Annotated in this window: 19 protein-coding genes; 4 read left to right on the top strand and 15 right to left on the bottom strand. The window is 63.1% G+C overall.

Annotation, left to right across the window (positions count from 1 at the left end; translation table 11 throughout):
- From I3J27_RS14360 to I3J27_RS14345, 4 genes are read left to right on the top strand one after another with little or no spacing between them, the layout of a single operon-like run.
- The gene (locus I3J27_RS14360) at positions 1 to 1,014 is read left to right on the top strand and encodes an alpha-ketoacid dehydrogenase subunit beta (protein ID WP_270170267.1); all 1,014 of its coding nucleotides are present in this window, start codon (positions 1 to 3) and stop codon (positions 1,012 to 1,014) included.
- A 1-nt stretch (position 1,015) separates the two neighbouring features.
- Positions 1,016 to 2,290 carry a dihydrolipoamide acetyltransferase family protein gene (locus I3J27_RS14355; protein WP_270170265.1) on the top strand — a complete coding sequence of 425 codons (1,275 nt, stop codon included), beginning with the start codon at positions 1,016 to 1,018 and terminating at the stop codon, positions 2,288 to 2,290.
- A 4-nt stretch (positions 2,291 to 2,294) separates the two neighbouring features.
- Entirely contained in the window at positions 2,295 to 3,689 is a 1,395-nt protein-coding gene (lpdA, locus tag I3J27_RS14350; RefSeq protein WP_270170263.1) for a dihydrolipoyl dehydrogenase, read from the top strand.
- 35 nt (positions 3,690 to 3,724) lie between these two features.
- Positions 3,725 to 3,865: a hypothetical protein gene (locus I3J27_RS14345; RefSeq protein ID WP_270170261.1), complete on the top strand. Its 141-nt coding sequence runs from the start codon at positions 3,725 to 3,727 to the stop codon at positions 3,863 to 3,865.
- Positions 3,866 to 3,872: 7 nt separating this feature from the next.
- On the opposite strand, the gene I3J27_RS14340 is transcribed toward I3J27_RS14345, so the two are convergent.
- The 15 genes from I3J27_RS14340 to I3J27_RS14270 all read right to left on the bottom strand — a co-directional run bounded on the left by I3J27_RS14340 (position 3,873) and on the right by I3J27_RS14270 (position 20,550).
- A complete protein-coding gene (locus I3J27_RS14340) occupies positions 3,873 to 4,250 on the bottom strand; it encodes an NUDIX hydrolase (RefSeq protein WP_270170259.1) in 378 nt (125 codons plus the stop codon).
- A 41-nt stretch (positions 4,251 to 4,291) separates the two neighbouring features.
- Entirely contained in the window at positions 4,292 to 5,311 is a 1,020-nt protein-coding gene (locus I3J27_RS14335; RefSeq protein WP_270170257.1) for a zinc-dependent alcohol dehydrogenase, read from the bottom strand.
- Between the two features lie 152 nt (positions 5,312 to 5,463).
- Positions 5,464 to 6,411 carry a sugar-binding transcriptional regulator gene (locus tag I3J27_RS14330; RefSeq protein WP_270170255.1) on the bottom strand — a complete coding sequence of 316 codons (948 nt, stop codon included), beginning with the start codon at positions 6,409 to 6,411 and terminating at the stop codon, positions 5,464 to 5,466.
- A 96-nt stretch (positions 6,412 to 6,507) separates the two neighbouring features.
- Complete coding sequence (locus tag I3J27_RS14325; RefSeq protein ID WP_270170253.1) at positions 6,508 to 8,037, bottom strand: alkaline phosphatase D family protein; 1,530 nt, start codon at positions 8,035 to 8,037, stop codon at positions 6,508 to 6,510.
- Positions 8,034 to 8,795 (bottom strand): glycerophosphodiester phosphodiesterase family protein, encoded by a 762-nt coding sequence (locus I3J27_RS14320; RefSeq protein WP_270170251.1) that lies wholly within the window; start codon positions 8,793 to 8,795, stop codon positions 8,034 to 8,036. Before I3J27_RS14320 ends, I3J27_RS14325 begins: the two co-directional genes overlap by 4 nt.
- Before the next feature lie 9 nt (positions 8,796 to 8,804).
- Positions 8,805 to 9,725: an ABC transporter permease subunit gene (locus I3J27_RS14315; protein ID WP_270170249.1), complete on the bottom strand. Its 921-nt coding sequence runs from the start codon at positions 9,723 to 9,725 to the stop codon at positions 8,805 to 8,807.
- Between the two features lie 4 nt (positions 9,726 to 9,729).
- On the bottom strand, positions 9,730 to 10,767 hold the full coding sequence (locus I3J27_RS14310; RefSeq protein ID WP_270170247.1) for an ABC transporter permease subunit: 1,038 nt from the start codon (positions 10,765 to 10,767) through the stop codon (positions 9,730 to 9,732).
- On the bottom strand, positions 10,764 to 12,095 hold the full coding sequence (locus tag I3J27_RS14305) for an extracellular solute-binding protein (protein WP_270170245.1): 1,332 nt from the start codon (positions 12,093 to 12,095) through the stop codon (positions 10,764 to 10,766). The genes I3J27_RS14310 and I3J27_RS14305 overlap by 4 nt, the downstream gene beginning before the upstream one ends.
- Positions 12,096 to 12,264: 169 nt before the next feature.
- The gene (locus tag I3J27_RS14300) at positions 12,265 to 13,890 is read right to left on the bottom strand and encodes an FGGY-family carbohydrate kinase (protein WP_270170243.1); all 1,626 of its coding nucleotides are present in this window, start codon (positions 13,888 to 13,890) and stop codon (positions 12,265 to 12,267) included.
- Between the two features lie 22 nt (positions 13,891 to 13,912).
- Positions 13,913 to 14,641 carry an SDR family oxidoreductase gene (locus tag I3J27_RS14295; RefSeq protein WP_270170241.1) on the bottom strand — a complete coding sequence of 243 codons (729 nt, stop codon included), beginning with the start codon at positions 14,639 to 14,641 and terminating at the stop codon, positions 13,913 to 13,915.
- A 27-nt stretch (positions 14,642 to 14,668) separates the two neighbouring features.
- Positions 14,669 to 15,925 carry a sugar ABC transporter permease gene (locus tag I3J27_RS14290; RefSeq protein ID WP_270170239.1) on the bottom strand — a complete coding sequence of 419 codons (1,257 nt, stop codon included), beginning with the start codon at positions 15,923 to 15,925 and terminating at the stop codon, positions 14,669 to 14,671.
- Entirely contained in the window at positions 15,922 to 16,746 is an 825-nt protein-coding gene (locus I3J27_RS14285; protein ID WP_270170237.1) for an ATP-binding cassette domain-containing protein, read from the bottom strand. Before I3J27_RS14285 ends, I3J27_RS14290 begins: the two co-directional genes overlap by 4 nt.
- 60 nt (positions 16,747 to 16,806) lie before the next feature.
- A complete protein-coding gene (locus I3J27_RS14280; RefSeq protein ID WP_270172756.1) occupies positions 16,807 to 17,880 on the bottom strand; it encodes an ABC transporter substrate-binding protein in 1,074 nt (357 codons plus the stop codon).
- A gap of 200 nt (positions 17,881 to 18,080) precedes the next feature.
- Positions 18,081 to 18,965, bottom strand: coding sequence for an AraC family transcriptional regulator (locus I3J27_RS14275; protein WP_270170235.1), 885 nt, complete (start codon positions 18,963 to 18,965; stop codon positions 18,081 to 18,083).
- Positions 18,966 to 19,629: 664 nt separating this feature from the next.
- On the bottom strand, positions 19,630 to 20,550 hold the full coding sequence (locus I3J27_RS14270; RefSeq protein ID WP_270170233.1) for a LysR substrate-binding domain-containing protein: 921 nt from the start codon (positions 20,548 to 20,550) through the stop codon (positions 19,630 to 19,632).
- Between the last annotated feature and the right edge of the window lie 59 nt (positions 20,551 to 20,609).

Below are 20,609 nucleotides of genomic sequence, written 5' to 3'. Positions count from 1 at the left end.
ATGCCGCGGCGAACTATGATCGAGGCGATCCGCGACGCCATGGACGTGATGATGTCGCGCGATGACGATGTCGTCGTGTTCGGCGAGGATGTCGGCTATTTCGGCGGCGTATTCCGGGCAAGTCAGGGCTTGCAGGCGAAATACGGAACGAGCCGCTGCTTCGACACCCCGATCAGCGAGCTCGGCATCGTCGGCATCGCGGTGGGCATGGCGGCCTATGGCCTGAAACCTTGCGTCGAGATCCAGTTCGCCGACTACATGTATCCGGCCTACGACCAGATCGTCTCCGAAGCCGCGCGGCTGCGCTACCGCTCCAATGGCCAGTTCACCTGCCCTCTGGTGGTGCGCATGCCGACCGGCGGCGGCATTTTTGGTGGCCAGACTCACAGCCAGAGCCCGGAGGCGCTCTTCACCCATGTCTGCGGCATCAAGACGGTGGTGCCGTCGAACCCGGACGACGCCAAGGGTCTTCTGATCTCGGCGATCGAGGACCCCGATCCCGTGATCTTCCTTGAGCCCAAGCGGCTGTATAATGGTCCGTTCGACGGTCATCATGACCGGCCAGTGACGCCATGGTCGAAGCATGATCTCGGCGAAGTCGCCGAGGGGCATTTTGCGATTCCGCTCGGCAACGCGGCGATCCGTCGCGAGGGCAAGGCCGTGACCATCCTTGCCTACGGCACGATGGTTCACGTCGCGGAGACCGCCGCGGCCGAAACCGGCGTTGACGCCGAGATCATCGATCTGCGCTCCCTGCTGCCGCTCGATCTCGACACCATCGAAGCCTCGGTCAAGAAGACCGGACGCTGCATGATCGTTCACGAAGCAACACTCACCTCGGGTTTCGGCGCCGAGCTCTGCGCGCTGGTTCAAACACGCTGCTTCTACCATCTGGAAGCGCCAATCGTTCGTGTCGCCGGCTGGGACACGCCCTACCCGCACGCGCAGGAATGGGATTACTTCCCTGGACCGGCGCGGATCGGCCGCGCGCTGATCGAAACTCTGGAGGCCTGAGATGGCCGAGCGCGTGGTCAAGCTGCCCGACGTCGGCGAAGGCATTGCAGAAGCCGAGCTCGTGGAATGGCACGTGAAGGTTGGCGATGCCGTGCGCGAAGACGCTGTGCTCGGCGCCGTCATGACCGACAAGGCGACGGTGGAGATTCCCTCGCCGGCCAAAGGACGGGTGCTATGGCTCGCCGGCAATGTGGGCGACCTTCTCGCCATCGGCTCGGACTTCGTTCGGCTGGAGGTGGACGGCACGAGCGAGCCGGCGACGGAGGCAGCAAAGCTGGAATCGTCCGCGGCAAGCGCTTCGGCCAAAAAGTCTGATCATGACGCAAGCACTCCGCGCGTGCCGGCGAGCGAGCCGTCCCACGTATCGAGGTCGCAGCCCTCGGCAGCGTCGCTCCAGCACACGGGCCAACGGTCGTTGGCCGCCCCCGCGGTCCGGCTTCGTGCGCGGGAAGCAGGTCTCGACTTGCGCCAACTTCGTGGCACGGGTCCGGCTGGACGGATCACCCACGATGACCTCGACGCCCATCTCGCACGCGGCCACACCGGAACGACCGCGACGCCGTATCAGGCACAAACCGCGGTAACCGACATCAAGATCGTCGGGTTGCGCCGCAAGATCGCGGAGAAGATGGCGCTTGCAAGTTCGCGCATTCCGCACATCACCTATGTCGAAGAGGTCGATGTCACTACGCTCGAGGATTTGCGCGCGAAGGTCAACGGCCAGAAGCAGCCAGACAAGCCCAAACTGACATTGTTGCCGTTCCTGATGCGCGCCATGGTGCGCGCGATCGCCGAGCAGCCGCATCTCAATGCGCATTTCGACGACGAGGCCGGGATCGTTCACCAGCACGCAGGCATTCATATCGGGATCGCCACACAAACGCCGACCGGCTTGGTGGTTCCCGTCGTCCGGCATGCGGAAGCGCGCGACCTCTGGAGTTGCGCCGCCGAGGTCGCGCGGCTCGCGGAGGCGGCCCGGAATGCTAGTGCCACCCGCGACGAACTCACCGGCTCGACCATCACGATCACCTCGCTCGGCGCCCTGGGCGGACTCGCGACGACTCCCATCATCAATCACCCCGAGGTTGCCATCGTCGGTGTTAACCGGGTCGCAATCCGCCCGCATTGGGACGGCACAGCCTTCGTGCCGCGCCAGATGATGAACCTGTCGTCCAGCTTCGATCATCGCGTGATCGATGGGTTCGATGCGGCCCAGTTCGTGCAGCGCATCAAACTGCTCCTGGAAACGCCGGCCATGATCTTCATCGAAGGCTAAGCCTGTGAACGAACTTTCCTGCAAGCTTCTCATCATTGGTGCTGGCCCTGGCGGATATACCTGCGCGATCCGCGCCGGCCAGCTCGGCATCGATACGATCGTCGTCGAGGCCGAAAAGCCAGGTGGCACCTGTCTCAACGTCGGCTGCATCCCTTCGAAGGCCCTGATCCACGCCGCTGGGGAGTATGAAGCGATTGCACGTGCCGCGGTGGGGAGGAATGCTCTTGGCATTTCCACTGCAACGCCATTGCTCGACTTTGCCAAGACCGTCGCCTGGAAGGACAATATCGTCCGACGTCTGAACAGCGGCGTGGCTGGCCTGCTGAAAAGAGCCGGCGCCAGGCATGTCACCGGCCGCGCCTCATTTCGCGACGGCAAGACCATCGAGGTCGAAACGCAATCCGGCCGACAGGTGATCCATGCCGAGATGGTGGTGATCGCGACGGGTTCCGAGCCGATCGCGCTGCCGCTTCTTCCCTTCGGGGGTCGCGTGATCTCGTCGACCGAGGCTTTGGCGCTCACCGAAATTCCGGCGAAACTTGTCGTCGTCGGCGGCGGCTACATTGGCCTCGAGCTCGGTACGGCGTTTGCGAAAATGGGCGCGGCCGTCACGGTCGTCGAGGCCGCGCCACGCATTCTCCCGCAATACGATGGCGACCTGAGCGAGCCCGTCGCAAGACGCCTGACCACCCTCGGAATCACGGTTCTGACAGGCGCAAAGGCAACGGCGCTCGTCGCGGACGGCTCGGCGCTGGCCTTGGCCTCCAGTGATGAGCAGACATCACTCGAAGCCGACAAGATCCTTGTAACAGTCGGCCGCAGGCCCGTGATGTCAGGCTTCGGCCTTGAGACCCTCGATCTCGACAGGAATGGACCTTTCATCCGTATCGATGACCGATGCCGTACGTCAATGCGCGGCGTCTTCGCGATCGGTGACATCACGGGAGAACCGATGCTGGCGCATCGCGCCATGGCACAAGGCGAGATGGTTGCAGAGATCGTCGCCGGTCTCCGCCGCGCCTGGGACCGGGTTTCGATCCCGGCGATCTGCTTCACTGATCCGGAGATCGTCACGGTTGGCCTGTCACCGAGCGAGGCGAGCGAGAAGGGCTTCGACGTCAAGACCGACCTCTTTCCATTCAAGGCCAACGGTCGTGCGCTGACGCTGGAGCGGGACGACGGCTTCATCCGGACCGTGGCACGGGCCGACAATCATCTCCTGCTTGGCATCCAGGGTGTCGGAGCCGGCATCGCTGAACTTTCAGCAACCTTCAGCCTTGCGCTGGAGATGGGTGCACGCCTCGAGGACGTCGCGATGACCATCCACGCGCATCCAACCCAAAGCGAGGCCTTTCACGAGACCGCGCTGAAGTCGCTGGGACACGCGATTCATATCTGAACGTACAGGCACCACCTGCGCCGGATCGCTGCCGCATGGTGGAACAACGAGCGGCGGATCTTGCCTCCGAGGCGATCGTCGTCGCGGGCTTGAAGGACGACGATCTCGACAAGATCGCTTCCAACGGATTGATTCACGAGGAATTGCTGGCTCTGTTGCACCAGGCGCTGCAATGATGGAGCTTCATCTCGGAAACAGCTTGTCGCGGATGTAGCGCGAGGTCGGAGTGAGTCTGGCGCCGCGCGGCTTGCGCCAAACTGCTCGATCGATCTCCTTCTTGTCGCCGACCTTCAGCTGCCCCGACACCTTCTTGGCCAGGAAGATCGCATCACTCATCCGCCGGCCGGTTCTGCTCTTCCGCGCTTTCACTTCCTTCCATAGCTTCAACGGTCCGAGCTTCAGCTTGGGAAGCTCCTCCTTGATCTCGCGACGAAGGCAGCTCCTGTCGCTCTCGCGTGCCCGCCTTTGGCCGCCGGGAAACATCCAGAGCCCGTCGCGCTTGCGGCGCACCATGAGAACGCGCCCTTTTTTTGCGACGACCAACTTCGACGATTTCGCCATTACCACCAGTCCTGCCGAGCACTTGCGAGATCGCGCTCAATCTACGGGCAGATGATCGCCTTGATGATGCCATCGCGCCGCGCGACCTGCTGCTCGAACGCGGCAGGCGTCTGGTCGAGCGAGAAACGATGCGTGGCCAGCGGCGCCAGCTTGACCTGCCCGCCTTGCGCAAGCGCGATGGCGCGCGGATAAACTTCCGGCATGCGCCGTGAAAACTTGATGGACAGGCCCTTCCGGCGTGACTCCGCGCCGCTGAGGATATACTGATTATTCTCCGGGATGCCGACGAGAACGACCCGGCCACCGATGCGGGCACAGCGCGCGGCATGCTCGAAGCCGTGCGATGAGTCGGTTGCCTCGATCACCAGATCGACGCCGCGGCCTTCGGTGGCGTCCCCCACCTCGGCGTAGCTGCGGCATGCCACGTCCGCCCCGAGGTCGCAGGCCAGTGCAGTACGCTGCTCGACGGGGTCGATCGCGATGATCTTTCCGCTACCTGCAAACCGCGCCAGTTGCACGAGCAGCAATCCCACCGGCCCGCAGCCGAGCACCGCCACGCTTTCCAGAAGCCGCGGGCGCGCCAGATCCATCGCATGGATCGCGACGCCAAGCGTCTCCAGGATCGCCGCGCCAGCCGGGTCGATGCTGTCAGGCACCAGATGCACGGCGGATCGGGGTACGCAGACGAATTCGGCCATGGCGCCGTTGTGAGGCGCGTAGCCCAGGAATTTCACATTGGGGCAGAGATTGGTGTGACCGCGGTGACACCATTCGCAACGGCCGCAGGGAATGGAAGGATCGACCGCCACCAACGCGTCGGCCGAGAACCCTGCTTTTCGCGCCGAATCGAGCGTGAGGACACCCGAGAACTCATGGCCCAGGACGAACGGTCTGACGCGCGTCGGGCCAGTTGTTCCGCCCTCGAGATAGGAATGCAAGTCGCTGCCGCAGACGCCGACGGCCTTGACGCGGACGATGAGTTCGTCCTCCGCGAGCGGCTTCGGCTCGGGGATATCGAGGACGCGGATGTCACGAATGTCCTGGAGCATCGCAGCGCGCATGTCGACGCCATCCTTCTGAGCAATTGTCTCCCATATATTACATATGTAACTGCGAAGTGACAAATGCTTTTGCGCGCCTTTCGACACGCGCGTGGGCTATCGCGCCCTCGGTGCCGAAGGCGCGGGATCCCCTCTCCGTTACGAGAACGCCGCTATCTTTGCTTGTCGATCAGTTTCAGCGCGGCGACGGCGGTGTTCTCGTCCGTCACCAGCACCTTACCGATCCGGCCGCGCAGCACCGCGGCGATGATCGGCGCCTTGTTGAGCCCCCCGGCGATCAGCATCGACGTCTGCACGCGCGCCAGCTTCTCCAGCGGCAGCGCAATCGCGCGGCTGTTGATGCCGTGATCTATGGGTCGGCCGGTCTTGTCGAGAAACTGCGCCAGGACGTCGCCGACGGCGCCTGCCGCCCGCAAGTGCTCGGCACGAACGTCCGGCGGCAGCCCATGCCGCATCAGCAACGAGCGCGGTGTCAGATCTCCCATGCTCAACAGCGCTAGATCGATCTTCTCAACGCTGTTCAGCACCTCCTGATAGACCTCCTGAGCCAGGAAGGTGTCGCGCGAGCGCCGGCTGCTGACAAAGATCGGCGCGGCCAGATAGCTGCACTGGGCGTGCAGCCGGTGCGCGAGCTCACCGGCAATTTCGAAGGTGTTGAGCTCGAGGCCGCGCGACAGGCCGCCCATCATGGAGACGATGGAGAGTTCGGGAAAATCTGCCGGCGTCACGTAACGGATGGTCTCACGCAAGGTCGCGCCCCAGCCGATACCGATGATGCGCGGCCGCTTCTGTTCGAGGAATTTCGATAAATACGCACCCGCCGCCATCCCGATCAGGCTGCCGACCTGCTCGGGATTCTCCGGGCTCGGGATGACGACCGCGTCCTCGAGACCGCATTCCCGGCGCAAGCGGTGCTCCAGCTCCGTGCAGCTCGCGAAGGCGGAGTTGAGGCGGATGTTGACGATACCGGTCTGCCGGGCATCCGACAGCATGCGATTGACGCGGGCGCGGGTCAGCCCCAGCCGCTCGCCGATCTCGGCCTGGGTCAAGTTCTCCATGTAGTAGAGCCAGGCGACCCGCAGGATGGTTTGATCAGTCACGGCGCAGCCCCCACAGCGGCCTCAAGGCACAGTCAGACGTCGGAGCATTTGAGGCGATCTTTCGTTGGTCGTCAAATCTGTGCCGTGCGGATCTCGTCATGCGACCTTCGCGCCCGGTGCGCCATCCTCGACCACAAAGCTCGTCAGCCGGCGCACCGCGCTCGCGGCATCCTTGACGTCGTCGAGCGCCTCGAATCCCACAGTGCAATGCCGGGCGTCGAGCTCCACGGTCGCATAGCCGCGCTTGTCGCCACGCGCATAGATCAGATGCGGATTCTCCGCCTGCGCCTTGCGCACGCTGGCTTCGCTCGGACCGTCTGAGGTGATCGACGTGCCGACGAACTCGGTCGCAACGGTCGGTCCGTCCGGCCGGGCGAAATCATGCTTCAGATCGGCGGTAAAGAAGGCGTGACGGTCGCCGCCGATCACGATCGGATTGCGTCGGCGCTGCGCCACGAGCGAATCAAGGAGACGTCGGCGGGCGTTGGGATAGCCGTCCCAGCCGTCCATCCAGAAATGCGCGCCATCGTCCCCGTTTCGCTTGTCCTGCGCCATCAATGTCTGCTGCGCGACGATTGTCCAACGGCCGCGACAGTCGCGCAGGCGCGCATCGAGCCATTGTTCCTGTTGTTCGCCGAGCATCGTCCGCGCTTCATCCGTCCGGCTCACACAGTCAGCCACCCAGGTCGGACGTCCGCTTCCGACGCAGGCCGATGCCGAGCGATATTGCCGGTCGTCTAGCAACAGCACGTCGAGCATCTCGCCGAAGCGATAGTGTTCATAGATCGTGGCGTCGGCGCCGCGCGGGCGCGCCGAGGGTGGCAGCGGCATGTGCTCGTAATAGGCCTGATAGGCTGCCGCACGGATCTTCAGGAACTGAGCGGCATCGCGCACCGTGTAGGAGCGATCATTGGCATAATCGTCCATCACCTCGTGGTCGTCCCAGACCGAAAGCCAGGGAAAGGCAGCGTGCGCCGCTCGTAGATCGGGATCGCTCTTGTAGAGCGCGTAGCGGTTGCGGAATTCCTCGAGCGTCGTCGGAATGCCGACGCCGTGCTGGCGGACGTGGCGCGATCCCCAGGATTTCTCGTAGATATAATCGCCGAGATGCACGACGAAGTCGAGATCACGGGCGGCCATATCGCGGTAGGCGATAAAATAGCCCTGCTCGTATTGCTGGCAGGATGCGAAAGCAAAACGGAAAGGCCGCACCGAATCTGCGGGCACGGTTCGGGTCCGTCCGACCGGGCTGAGCGCCGGGCCGGCACGGAAGCGATACCAGTAGACGCGGTCCGGCCGCAGCCCCGTTGCCTCGGCATGCACGGAATGCGCAAGCTCCGCGGTCGTCCGCACCACCCCGCGGGAGACGACGCGCGAGAAGACCTCATCCTCCGCAACCTGCCATTCGACGTCCACTGACGCGTCCCGCATGCCGCCTCCGTCGAGCGGCTGCGGCGCAAGACGGGTCCAGAGAATGACGCGATCCTCGCGCGGGCATCCGGAGGCGACGCCGAGCGTGAAAGGATCTGCGCTGAATGCGACCGGCGCTGCCCGCACGATACCGACGGGCGCAGCCAAGGCGGCGCTCGCCAGCGATCCCGCGAGAAAGCTGCGACGGGGAATCATGGGCGCGCCGGCATCGTTTCGAGCCTGCGCCGAATGCTGACGGCGAGATCCGGCCGATCGGTGGTGATCTGCCGCACCGGTTGGGCAAGCCAGTAAGCGATATCCTCCGGCTCGTTGGTCACCCATGCGCCGAGTCGCTCGGAGCCGAGCACCTTGAGGGTGAGCGGCAACGCGAGCCCGAGGAGCGATTTTTCGACCGCGACGATGCAGCCGGGAATGGCAGCCAATTGCGTCAGCGCGGGCTCCATCCCCCCCATCATCTCTGCCGAACGACGGTCAAGCGAAACGAGCACCCGCGCCTCCGGCCACAGCCGGCGCACGGTCTCGATCACGCCGGGCACGAAGCAGGTGATGACGGCACGCCGTTCCAGACCCCGGCGCTTGATCTGGTCGATGAGCCGCGCTTCAAGGCCCGAATAGGGATTGCCAAGCGCATCCGTCTTGATCTCGATGTGGAGCTCGAGCGTGGTTTCGCTGAACACGTCGAGCACCTCGTCCAAGGTTGGAATGCACTCATCGCCGGCATCGCGAAGACGTGTTTCCGTCAAGCGTCTCAGGCTGCGCTCGCCAACCGACCCGCTCTCGAATGTGGTGCGGTCGAGCAGCGGATCATGGATCACGACAAGCCCGCCGTCCGTGCTCTGATGGACGTCGAACTCGACTGCGTCGACCCCTTCCCTGCACACGTTGCGGAAACCTGTCAGGCTGTTCTCCGGCCAAAGATTGCGTCCGCCGCGATGCCCGGCGATGAAAACCATGATCAGTCCCTATTTGCTGCTGTCGACAAGACCCTTGATGAACCAGCGTTGCAACAGCAGGACGACCAACACCGGCGGCAACATCGTGAGGAGCGCGCCGCTCATGGCGATGTTCCAGGCCGGCTCGCTGTCGGAGCGGGGGATCAGGCCCTTCAACGCAATGACCGCCGTTGCCATGTCCTTATCGGTCGTGAACAGCAATGGCCAGAGATATTGATTCCAGCCGAACAGGAACAGGATGATGGCGAGCGCCACCATGTTCGGAACGGACAGCGGCAGCAGGATGCTCCAGAAGAAGTGCAGCGGTGAGGCGCCATCCAGCCTCGCCGCCTCGCACAGCTCCTCCGGGATCGTCAGGAAGAACTGGCGAAAAAGGAACGTGGCAGTGGCTGAGGCAATCAGGGGAAGGATCAGCCCCGGATAGGTGTTGACCATGTTCCATTCGAGAGCGATCGCGACCTCGTGCCCGCTGATCCAGCGCCAGAGATCGGCGACATGCAGCGTATCCAAGAGCCATTGCAGCGGCAGCGCCGCATTTGCCACGGCTTCGAAGGTCGGCACGATCCGGACCTCGATCGGCAGCATCAGCGACATGAAGATCAGCCAGAATGCGAGCATTCGATAGCGGAATCGGAAGTAGGTGATGGCGAAGGCCGAGAGCAGCGATACCGCGATCTTGCCGGCCGTGATGCCGAGCGCCACGATAATCGAATTGGCGAAGGTGCGGCTGAAATTGCCCTTGCTCCAGGCCAGCTGCAGATTGTCGAAGAACTGGCCTCCCGGCAGCCATGGCAGCGGCACTTTCTGCACCTCGGCCACCGTGAGCGAGCCGGCCACGAACGCGAAATACAGCGGTACGCAGACCATCAGCGCGCCGGCGATCAGGATCGCGTGGCAGAGCATGTTAAGGACTGGAGAGCGCTCCACCATGCGGCTAGACCCCGTAGTTGACCTTGCGGTCGAAGTAGCGGAATTGCAGCAGCGTGCAGATCAGCGCAAAGCTCATCAAGAGAACTGACTGCGCAGCCGAAGAGCCGAGATCGAGATTGACGAAGCCGTCGACGAAGACCTTGTAGACTAGAATGTTGGTTGCGCCGGCCGGGCCGCCTTTGGTCACGGCATCGATGATGGCGAAGGTTTCGAAGAAGCCGTAGATGAAGTTCATCACCGTGAGGAAGAAGATGGTGGGCCCGAGCATCGGCAGCGCGATCGAGACGAAGCGGCGGATCGGTCCCGCGCCATCCACGGCCGCAGCCTCCATCAGCGACACCGGCACCGCGAGCAACCCCACGACCAGAAAGATGTAGTCGTAGCAGATGTGCTTCCATGACGCGGCCAGCGTCACCAGGATCAGCGCATCGGTCGGATTGAGGTTGGGGTCCCATGCAATACCGAGCCCGTGCAGCACCTGTGCGAGCGGGCCGACCGCCGGATTGAACAAAAAGGCCCACAGGATGCCGGCGATCGCGGGCGCAATGGCATAGGGCAGCAGGATGATCGTGCGATAGGCCGAGCGGCCACGCACGATCCTGTCGGTGGCAAAGGCCAGCACGAGCGCGCTGCCTAATGTGAGCACGTTCTGCGCCACCGTAAACCAGAACGTCACCGCGATCGACTGGCGGTAGTCGCTGCTCGCAAGCAGCGTCTTGAAATTGTCGAACCACACGAACTGAACGTTGGTCCCGAATGGATCGCTGAGCAGAACGGACTGCATCAGCGCCCGCAGCGACGGAATGAAGAAAAAGAATAGCAGGATCAGCAATTGCGGCAGCAGCAGCAGCGTCGGCAGGCCGGGACCGTCGCCGAAATTGGCGCGCTTCAGTCCGGCCTCCTCACGCGGCCGCGTTCTGCCGGACCGACGCGAGCTGCCGGCGACTGCCGCCGGCACGGCCTTGGACCCACCGCCCCCGCACCTTCCCTGAAGCACGGGTGCGCGTGCCTCGCGCCACGGGATGGACAGGCGCAACGTCATGGACGCTCGGTTTCCGGAGTCTTCCCGGCATTCAGCTTTTCGAACTGCCGCAGGATCTCGTTACCCCGCTTGACTGCGTCATCCATGGCCTGCTGCGGCTGCTTCTGACCGGCGAACACCGCCTCGACCTCCTGGCGCTGGGCCAGCATCGTCTGCACGAAGTTGCCGAAGCGAAAGCCGCGTGAGTTCTCGTTCGGCGTGCCGCGCGAGAGCTGCAGCACCGCGATCTCCCTAGTTGGATGATCCTTGTAGTAGCCCCGCTCCCGCGCAACCGCATAGGCGCGATTGGTGGCGGGAACATAGCCGGTTGCGCCATGCCACCAGACCTGGGTTTCCGGCTGCGCGACGAAATCCAGAAAGGCTGCGACGGCCTCGTATCGCTCCGACGTGTGGCCCTTCATGACCCAGATGGCCCCACCCCCGATGGTGCTGTTGAGAGGCGGATTGATGTCGCTCTCGTGCGGCAGGAAGGTGGCGCTCCAGTTGATGGTCGCATTGCGCTCGATGTTGCCGTGCGATGCGGTCGAATTGACGAAGGTCGAACACCGGCCCGACGTGAACAATTGTTCGGGACTGAAGCCCTGGCCCGCGATTTGCATCACGCCGTCGTCGAGCCATTTCTTGAGCCGCGCGACTTGCGACACCACCTTCGTCTTGTTGTAGACGAATTCGGAGCCGAGCCCGTCGAAGCCGTTCGCGAGCGTACCATAGGGCTGGTTGTTGATGGCGCTGTAGTTCTCGAGCAGGCTCCAGTAGAAATCGCCGGGCAGCACCGTGCCGCACTCGCTGATCCCCTTGGACTTGATGGTATAGAGCTGCTTCTCCAGCTCCTGCCATGTATCGGCCGGCTTGTCGAAGCCGGCCTTCTGGAAGTGATCCTTGTTGTACCAGAAGATCGGCGTCGACGAGTTGAAGGGCATCGCCGACATCCGGCCCTTGTAGCTCCAGAAGCTTGCGACGGGTTTGATGAAGTCGGAGAAGTCGATCTTGTAACCCTTCTGCTCCACCAAATCCTGCACGGGGACAATGGCCCCTGAAAGCAGCATCGTCATGTAACCGCGCTCGGCGATCTGCACCATCTCCGGCGGCCGCTTGGCACGATAGGCGGCGATCACCCCGTTGGTCACCTCGTCATAGTTCCCCTTGGCGACCGCGACGACCGTGTACTTTTCCTGCGACTTGTTGAACTTCTCGACCAGCTCATTGAGCCGGTCGCCGAGGACGCCACTCATGGCGTGCCACCACTGGACCTCGACCCGCGCCTGCGCCGGACCAACCAATGCCAACGCGCCGAACAAGGCCGCAATGAATGCGACTTTCCTACCCATGGGCAGCCCTCCCTCGCCGGGCAAAAAGACCCGGGATATACATTTGTATTTTTATCATGACATATGTGTCGCGATGATGAAAGAGGGTCGAATGTCCTCTCCTACGCAGGCAGCGCCGACGTTGGATGCAAGCCGTGCCTGGGTAGGCTCGGTCCAGCTGGCAAAGGGGCTACGGAGCGCTTCTGATTGTCCGACTTACCTTCTGCAGGGCCTCGAAGGCTCGAAAGCGCCGATCGGCCCAGTCTGCGAGAGCGGCTTGGGGTCGAGAGATGTCTCCCAGAACCGACATCGCCTGCATCGCCTCGCCGAGATTGGCATGGTCGCCCGATGCAACTGATCCAAGCATCGCGGAGCCGAGCAGGACGGCCTCCGGGGATTCCGACGCGGCGACCGTCAAGCCCGTCATATCGGCGAGGACTTGCCGCACGAGGCGACTCTTTGCGGCGCCACCGCTGACCACGATCGTATCGACCGCAATGCCCTTGTCCTGCTGGGCACGAACGATCTGCCTGGCCCCGCAACCGAGACCGCACAGCCCGGCAAGATAAAGCGCCAGCAGGCTCTCCAGATCCGAGCGCATATCGAGCCCTGCAATCAGCCCACGCGCGTCAGGATCCGCGAACGGCGCGCGATTGCCGAGGAATTCGGGAACGACATGAACCTCGCCGACCAATTGCGGAATAATTCCGTCACCGCCGCGGGATTCGGTTTCCGAGGCAAGCCAATCGGCAAGCGTCTGCTGCTTCTGGCGTGCAGCCTGTGTCGCTTGCGCGGAATGCGGATGCATCTGCAACAGATGCTCGATGGCAGCGCCGGCGGCTGACTGCCCGCCTTCATTGAGCCAAAGCCCGGGCACCATGGCGGAGAAATAGGGTCCCCACACGCCGGGGACGAAGGACGGATCCGGCGTGGTCGACATGGTACAGGCGGACGTCCCGAATACATAGGCCATGCGCGTCAGCACCGTGCCTGCCGTGCCGCGCGCGCCCACCGTACCAACACCGCCGGCATGTGCATCGATGAGGCCCGCACCGACCGGCGTACCCGTCGCGAGTCCGAGATCGGCCGCGGCCTCCGCCGTCAGGCCCGCCGCCAGCCTCGTTCCGCCGGGCACGATCTCGGTGCCGATCCTGCGGAACTGCTCGTCCGCCAGCACGCCGAGACCGATCCTGCGGAAGAATTGATCGTCCCAGCGGTTTTCATGACCCAGATAGGTCCACTTGCAGGTCACGGTACAGATGGAGCGAGACAGGCTCCCCGTCGCACGCCAGGTGAGAAAATCGGTCAAGTCCATGAACTGCCACGCACGGGAAAACGTGTCGGGCATATTTTCGGCGAGCCACAACAGTTTCGGCGTCTCCATCTCGGGTGAGATCGTTCCGCCGACATAGTCGAGAACTTTTTCGCCCGTCTGGTTGATCCGGCGCGCCTGATCGGCGGCGCGGTGATCCATCCATACGATGACGTTGCGAGCAGGATCGCCGGACGGGCCGACCGGCAGCGGCGCGCCCCCTTCGCCAAGCACCACCAGCGAGCAGGTCGCATCAAAGCCGATGCCGGCGATGCTGTCTGGCGCGATGCCGGCCTGTGCCACCGCGCCACGCACGCTGCGGCATACGGCACGCCAGATGTCCTCGCTTGAGTGCTCGACGACGTCGCCGGCCTCCCGCCAAAGTGCGATGGAGGCGCTGTCACTCGCCATCAGCCTGCCGGAGCGGCCGAACACGCCGGCCCGTGCGCTGCCGGTGCCGACATCGATGCCAAGAAAATGGCGGTCATCGGATTGTTTGGTCATCTGGATCGCCAATCGGAGAACGCTACAGATCGTTGCTCTGCGGCAGAATGACAAGGTCGCGGATGGTGACGTTCCTCGGACGCGTCAACATGAAAAGCACCGCCTCTGCGACCTCCACCGGCTGCATCAAGCCACCGGCCGCCATTTCTTCCTCGATCTTCTCTTTGGGCCAGTCTTTGATGAGCGCGGTCACGACTGGACCGGGTGCAACGGCACCGACGCGCAACCCATGTTTCGCGACCTGGCGGCGCAGCGTATGCACGAACGCCTGCACCGCGTGCTTGGACGCGGCATAGATCGGCTCCCAGACGACGGGGACGAGACCTGCGATCGAACTGGTGACGATGATGTCGCCGCTTTTGCGTTCGACCATATGCGGCAGCACTGCATGGATCGACCGGAATAGCGCATTGATGTTCAAATTGAGCATGCGATCCCAGGCGTCGGGATCGCCGGCGAGCACCTCGCCGCCGACATAGGCGCCTGCGTTCGCGTGGAAGATGTCCAGCTGTCCCGCCTTCTCCAGCAGCTGCGGCATCATCGCTTGCATGCTCACGGGATCGGTGAGGTCGATACGCAATGGAATCGCCTGGTCGCCCAGCTCGACGCTGGCTTTGCTCAGCGCCTCCTCCGCCCGATCGATCAGCACCACCCGCGCGCCCGCGTCGATCAATGTTCTGGCGCATTCGAGACCGATGCCCGATGCAGCGCCGGTGATTGCGGCAACTTTTCCTGCAAGTACCTGGGCCAAGGCTTGTCCTTTTCTTGTGCGAATTATTCAAGCTCGGCCATGGGAGAGGCGTGAGCGCCGTGCCAGCGAATCGACGATGACCGCAATGGCAAGGACCGCGCCCGTGATCATGTACCGTAGCGACGAGGAGAGATCGAGCAGCGTAAGGCCGCTCGCGATGGACTGGATGACGATGACGCCGAGCAGCGCGGAATAGGCGCTGCCGCGGCCGCCGAACAAGCTGGTGCCACCGATCACCGCGGCGGCGATCGCATTGAGGTTCACGTCACCGGTCCCGGCCTGCTGGCTGGAAGATGCCAGCCGCGCCGCGGCAAGAATGCCGCCGGCGGCCGCCAGCGTGGAGCACAGCACGAATGCGGTCAGATAGACCCGGCGAACGTTGATGCCGGCCCGCCGGGCCGCCTCGCGATTGCCGCCGACGGCAGACATCGAGCGGCCCCATTTGGTCCGCGTCAACGCGTAGTTCATGACCACGCACAGGCCGACGAACAGACCGAACATCCACGGAATGCCGCGCCCCAGATTGAGATAATAGACGACAAATTCGAGCACGATGGTAACCAACAGCGCCTGCAGCACCATGCGGCCCAGCGAGCTGGCCGATAGCCCCGCCTGCCGCCGGCGCAACGCTGTGCGGTAACTGGTCACGAACATCACAAGGCTCGCAACCGCCGCCAGCACGTAGGACACGATCGGCGGCATGACGAGCATCTGCCCGAAATTGACCAGTGGTGATCCGTAGGGAAGGTTGATCGAGCCCGAGGAGCCGAGCAGATACAGTTGCAGGCCGAGCCACCCCAGCAGGCCGGCCAGAGTCGAGACGAAGCTCGGCATCCCCAGGCGATTGAACAAAAATGCGTAGAGCGCGCCGATGGCAGCGCCCAGCACCAACGCCGTGACGATCGCCACAGCGACCGGCCAATCCTGACCGACCCAAAGCACGCCGACGAGCGCCGAAGCGAACCCGCTCACCGAACCGACCGAGAGGTCGATCTCGCCGACCATCAGGATACAGACGATGCCCAGCGAAATCACCCCCACCGTCGAACAATCGAACAGCAAATTGACCAAGTTGTTCGGCGCGAGAAAAACAGGGTTGAGACTCTCGAATGCCGTGCAGATGACGATGAGCCCGACGACCACCGGCAGCGAACCGAGGTCGCCCGATCGCACACGGTCCACAAAAGCGCTGATCGTGTTGCCGAGCGTGTCTGCGTGCCTGACCCGCTCGTCGCTGCGGTCGAGCAGCCGCGCCGTCGAAACCTGTTGCGTGTCGCCGGTCATCGCCCAAGCTCCGGCGACTGATGGGCGTGGCGCCGGTTGGCGCGGCGCGAGACCGAGTTTTCGTCCGCACCGGTGATCGCGGTGACGAGATCCTGGTTGGAAGCGTCGGGCTCGAACTCGCCGTTGTTGCGGCCGAGGCGCAGCACCACGATCCGGTCCGCGACCGCGCGGACATCCTCCATGTTGTGGCTGATCATGATGACACCGAGGCCGCGGGCGCGAACGCGCTCGACGAGGTCCAGCACCTCGGCGGTCTGGGCGACGCCCAGCGCGGCGGTCGGCTCGTCGAGCAGGATGAGCTTCGGCTCGGTCAGCAGCGAACGCGCGATCGCCACGGTCTGGCGCTGTCCGCCGGAGAGCGACGCAACCGGCTCGCGCACGCTCGGGATCCGCGCCGACAATTCGTTGAGCAGCGTCCAGGCACGGAGCTCCATGGAGACCTCGTCGAGCCGCATCGGATTGAGCTCGCGGCCGAGGAAGATATTTGCGACCACATCGAGGTTTTCGCAGAGCGCCAGATCCTGGAAAACGGTGGCGATGCCGAGGCCGAGCGCAGTGGACGGATCGGACAGGACGACCGGCTCGCCGCCGAAGGCGATCGTTCCAGAGCTGGGCTGGTGCACGCCGGCAAGGATCTTCACCAGCGTGGATTTTCCAGCACCGTTGTCGCCCACGAGCGCCACGACCTCGCCGGCATGCACGTCGAGATCGACATTGGTCAGGGCGGACACGGCGCCGAAATGCTTGGAAATTCCACGAAGACTCAAGACCGGTTTGCGCGGTCCGCCTTCCGGGTGATCGACATCCGAGATCATGGTCATGTCCCAGTCCGCCCTCTCGTCGTTCGTCCCGGCCGCCGCGAGCGGCCGGGACGGACGCAGTTACTGCGTGATGCCAAGCTTCTTGCAGCCGGCGGCATATCGGCCCGTGCACAGCTGATCGGCCGTCTGGATCTTCTTGTCGATGATCTCCGCCTTCAGGTTCTCCTGAGTGACGACCGCCGGCACGAACAGGTTCGATGGCGCATTGAAGAGCGTGGTTTCCGCCTTGGGCGTCTCGCCGGAGAGGAACTTCACCGCCGCCTGGGCGGCCGCAGCGGCCACGATCTCGCTGGGCTTGGAGATCGTGTTGTACTGATCGCCGGCGATGACGAGCTGGAGCGCGGCAATCGTCGCATCGTTGCCTGTCACCGGCGGGACCGGATCGACGCCTGCGGCCTTGAAAGCGGCAATTGCGCCACCGCCCGTGCCATCATTGGCGGCCACGACGCCGAGGATCTTTTTGCCGAAGCGGGTGATCTGGCCGCTCGCCCACTGCTGCGCCTTCGGCGGCGCCCAGTCCGGCGTGTCGTATTCGGCAAGAATTGGATACCCGCTCTTATCAAGACCCTCGTGGATGCCCTTCTTGATGAGCCCCGCGGCGGCATCGGTCGGCGATCCGTTGATTTCGAGCACGCCCTCGCCTTCCTTCGCAGTGACGTTTGCGGCCTTCAGATGCTTGATGAGCGAGTCGGAGATGGCCTTGCCGATGGCTTCGTTGTCGAAGGAGACGTAGAAATCGACCTTGGCATCGGGGACCGGCCGGTCATAGGCAATGACCTTGATGCCCTGCGACTGTGCCATTTTGACCAGGGAGGCCGCAGCGGTCGAGTCGACCGGGTCGAGTACAATGACCCTGGCGCCCTGCGAGATCACCGAGTTGAATTGCTGTTGCTGCCGTGCCGCATCTGCGCTGGCGTTCTGGTAGATCACCTTGCAACTTGCGCAGAGCTTCTTCATCTCCGCAGCGAAGCCTGGATAGTCATGTTGTTCGTAGCGGGTGGACGCCTGATCCGGCATCAGGAAGGCAACGGTCGCGTCCTTCACCTCTGCGGCCTGCGAGAACATGCCCGTTGTGCCGAGCAGCGACAGGGTCAGGGCAAGCGTGCCCGTATGTTTCGGGGAGAACCTTTTCATTCGGACTTTCCTTTCCAGAACTAGAGTGCTGTGGTTGATCCTTGAAGATTGGCCTTCGCGGCTCCGGTCCCGGCGGCGATGAGTGCCGGTGCTGCGAGGCCGCGCTGAATTCCTGGACAAGCGATTCCTGTCGCGGGCTGCCATCGGCATGCCCACGTCATTCTTCCCGTTGTGGTCGTCCTCCTTTGCTTTATTGCCGGCTAGGCAGCGCGGGCCGTATCGATGTTCTGCGCGAGCAATCGCCTGAAGCGCGAAGGCGGCATGCCTTTCTCGGCCAAGAACTGCCGGTTGAAATTGGAGATATTGTTGAAGCCGACCTCGAAGCAGATGTCGGTGATGGACGCCTGCTCGTCGCTCATCAAGATCTGACAGGCGAGATTGATGCGGAGGCGCTTGACGTATTGCACCAACGACATGCCGGTGTGCCGTCGGAAGGAGCGCGAAAACGCGCTCTGCGACTGGCCGGCGATGGCCGCAAGCTCGGCTTCACCGAAAGGCTGCGTCAGGTTCTGTCGGATGAAGGCGAGCGCCTTGTTCATGCCCGCCGACATATATCCGGACGGGTCGGGCAGATAATTCGGACTGGAGAGCGGACGCGCATTGCGGGCGCGGCCAAGTGTCCCCAAGATCATCAGGAACAGCTCGATCCGGCGCATGCCGTTCGCCGTCACGATCTCTTCCATGAGCGGAGCGATCTTGTCGCTTGTGCTGCGGGTGAAAAGCGCGCCGCGTCGGGAGAAATCCAGCAGCGCGGCAAGGCCCGACAGCTCCGGCATGACCTTCATGAGATCGCCGATGAATTCTTCGCTGAACTGAAGGACCCGTCCGCGCAGCGGGACGGTGCTTCCGGCCGGCAGATCACTCACCCAATTGTGCGGCAGATTTGGCCCGGTGAGCACGAGATTGCCCGGCTCGAACTCGCCGATGAAGTCGCCGACGAAATAGCGACCGCTGGTCGCCACAACCTGGTGGAGCTCGTATTCGGGATGGAAATGCCAGCGGACCGTGTGGAATGGGTAGCCGTGCGACCACGCCTTGAACGACTCGCCGCGCCGTATCTGGACAACTTCCAGGTCCGGTTCCATATCCGCTCCCTTCAGGCCGGTGCGGTTTGCAATGATCCGCCCCTGTTCCCTTATCGGCTGAATTTGCTCAGCGCTTCCTCTCGTCAGAAGAGTAGCGACCGGTACCTAGGCACGCCACCACCATTTCAATGCGCAACTGATACTTTTTTGATGTGCAGCACACAGCGGTCCCGTGATCGGGTCCGCACTCTCCGCGAAACAGCGGCTCTACCGAAAGTGCGGTCTCGCGCACGCACGGCGGTTGCGCACAGCAGGACACGATTGCGCGGAAGGATTCCGGTGATTGGGGCTGTCTGTTGCCACTCGCATTCAACCCACGGAATGAGTGCGACAACCGCGGCCCTGCTCTTCAAACCCCACGCTTACAATGATCATGACTGGATTTTTATGGATCTCGCGGTGCACACGTCGCGCACACGCAGCCATCTAACCAATTGAAAAACTTGAACTCTCGGTCCAATCCATCATAGGCGCCACGGAAAAGCGATAGTCGTTTGATTTCAATCTGTTACCAAGTCCTCTTCCCGTCCGCTCCCGTTATACTATTTCCGCGCGAATAGTATAGCCGCCGGGCGCAAGTGATCGCCAAGCTGTCCGCAACTGCGGCAATGCCCCCGCGAGGAATTCCCGGTAACCACTCGCAATCGAATTTGAAGCAGCCCGTTCAATCGAACTGAACCGGCTCCGACCCGGGGTAGGAATGAGCGACGAACTCGCAGAACGCGCGAGCCGCCGGAGACAGCTTCGCCTCGCTCTTCCAGGCGAGCCCGACATCCATGGTGTGGACATCGTCATCAAGCGTCTTGAGATCGATGCGATGTCCCTCCAGCGACCAGGGCCGGTAGACCATGTCGGAAAGGATCGTAATTCCCATGCCGGTCGCGACCATGCTGCGAACGGCTTCGACCGACAGGGTCCGGAAAATGACGTTCGGAACGACCTTCGTATGCTGCCAGTAGCGCATTGCGGAGCGCTCGGCTTCGTCGACGGTCAACATCAAATAGGGTTCGCTCGCCAGATCTGCCAGTTTGATGCTGTCCTTGCGGAGCAGCGCATGATTGGCGCAGGTCCACAAGCGACGCGGAGAGCGCAGCAACAGCCGCGAGCGAATGGAGTGACGGTCGTGCAGATTGGAGACCAGCATCACCGCCGCATCGACGCTGCCGCTCATCAGGCTCTGCTCGATGGCATCGCGCGCAAACTCGTGCAGACGCACCGTGATGCCTGGAAAGGAACGCCAGAAGCGCGACAACAATGGCGGCAGGAAATACCCCGCGACCGTATAGCTGACGGCCACGTCGACGGCGCCGTCGACCTGCGTTCCCCAGCGATGCGGCCCGCGCATCGCATCCGACACGCTCGCCTCGATGGTCCGGGCGCGCTGTAGAAATTCCTGCCCGTCAAAGGTCAGCGTCACACCGTTCGAGTGACGGTCGAACAATTTGCGCCCGAGTTCGGCTTCGAGCGCCTTGATGGACGCCGTAACCGCCGACTGTGTCACGTTCAGCGCGGCCGCGGCGGCCGAAACCCGTCCTGTTTCGGCCGTTGCAACAAAGTGCCGAACCTGACGGAACGTCAGAGACATCAAAATTTCCGATATCAGTGAACGATATTTCGAATTTTACAATCCCCCGATGGAACGGA

The sequence above is a fragment of the Bradyrhizobium xenonodulans genome, assembly GCF_027594865.1.
Classification (GTDB): domain Bacteria; phylum Pseudomonadota; class Alphaproteobacteria; order Rhizobiales; family Xanthobacteraceae; genus Bradyrhizobium; species Bradyrhizobium xenonodulans.
The sequence above is the reverse complement of the archived record's forward strand: the minus strand, read 5'-3'. Positions and strand labels throughout refer to the sequence as shown.

Bases quoted from the DNA above. Each gene is read 5' to 3' on its own strand.
- I3J27_RS14360 (WP_270170267.1), top strand. From the start codon at position 1: ATGCCGCGGCGAACTATGATCGAGGCGATCCGCGACGCCATGGACGTG.
- I3J27_RS14355 (WP_270170265.1), top strand. From the start codon at position 1,016: ATGGCCGAGCGCGTGGTCAAGCTGCCCGACGTCGGCGAAGGCATTGCA.
- I3J27_RS14345 (WP_270170261.1), top strand. From the start codon at position 3,725: ATGGTGGAACAACGAGCGGCGGATCTTGCCTCCGAGGCGATCGTCGTC.
- I3J27_RS14340 (WP_270170259.1), bottom strand. From the start codon at position 4,250: ATGGCGAAATCGTCGAAGTTGGTCGTCGCAAAAAAAGGGCGCGTTCTC.
- I3J27_RS14335 (WP_270170257.1), bottom strand. From the start codon at position 5,311: ATGCGCGCTGCGATGCTCCAGGACATTCGTGACATCCGCGTCCTCGAT.
- I3J27_RS14325 (WP_270170253.1), bottom strand. From the start codon at position 8,037: ATGATTCCCCGTCGCAGCTTTCTCGCGGGATCGCTGGCGAGCGCCGCC.
- I3J27_RS14320 (WP_270170251.1), bottom strand. From the start codon at position 8,795: ATGGTTTTCATCGCCGGGCATCGCGGCGGACGCAATCTTTGGCCGGAG.
- I3J27_RS14315 (WP_270170249.1), bottom strand. From the start codon at position 9,725: ATGGTGGAGCGCTCTCCAGTCCTTAACATGCTCTGCCACGCGATCCTG.
- I3J27_RS14310 (WP_270170247.1), bottom strand. From the start codon at position 10,767: ATGACGTTGCGCCTGTCCATCCCGTGGCGCGAGGCACGCGCACCCGTG.
- I3J27_RS14305 (WP_270170245.1), bottom strand. From the start codon at position 12,095: ATGGGTAGGAAAGTCGCATTCATTGCGGCCTTGTTCGGCGCGTTGGCA.
- I3J27_RS14300 (WP_270170243.1), bottom strand. From the start codon at position 13,890: ATGACCAAACAATCCGATGACCGCCATTTTCTTGGCATCGATGTCGGC.
- I3J27_RS14290 (WP_270170239.1), bottom strand. From the start codon at position 15,925: ATGACCGGCGACACGCAACAGGTTTCGACGGCGCGGCTGCTCGACCGC.
- I3J27_RS14285 (WP_270170237.1), bottom strand. From the start codon at position 16,746: ATGACCATGATCTCGGATGTCGATCACCCGGAAGGCGGACCGCGCAAA.
- I3J27_RS14280 (WP_270172756.1), bottom strand. From the start codon at position 17,880: ATGAAAAGGTTCTCCCCGAAACATACGGGCACGCTTGCCCTGACCCTG.
- I3J27_RS14275 (WP_270170235.1), bottom strand. From the start codon at position 18,965: ATGGAACCGGACCTGGAAGTTGTCCAGATACGGCGCGGCGAGTCGTTC.
- I3J27_RS14270 (WP_270170233.1), bottom strand. From the start codon at position 20,550: ATGTCTCTGACGTTCCGTCAGGTTCGGCACTTTGTTGCAACGGCCGAA.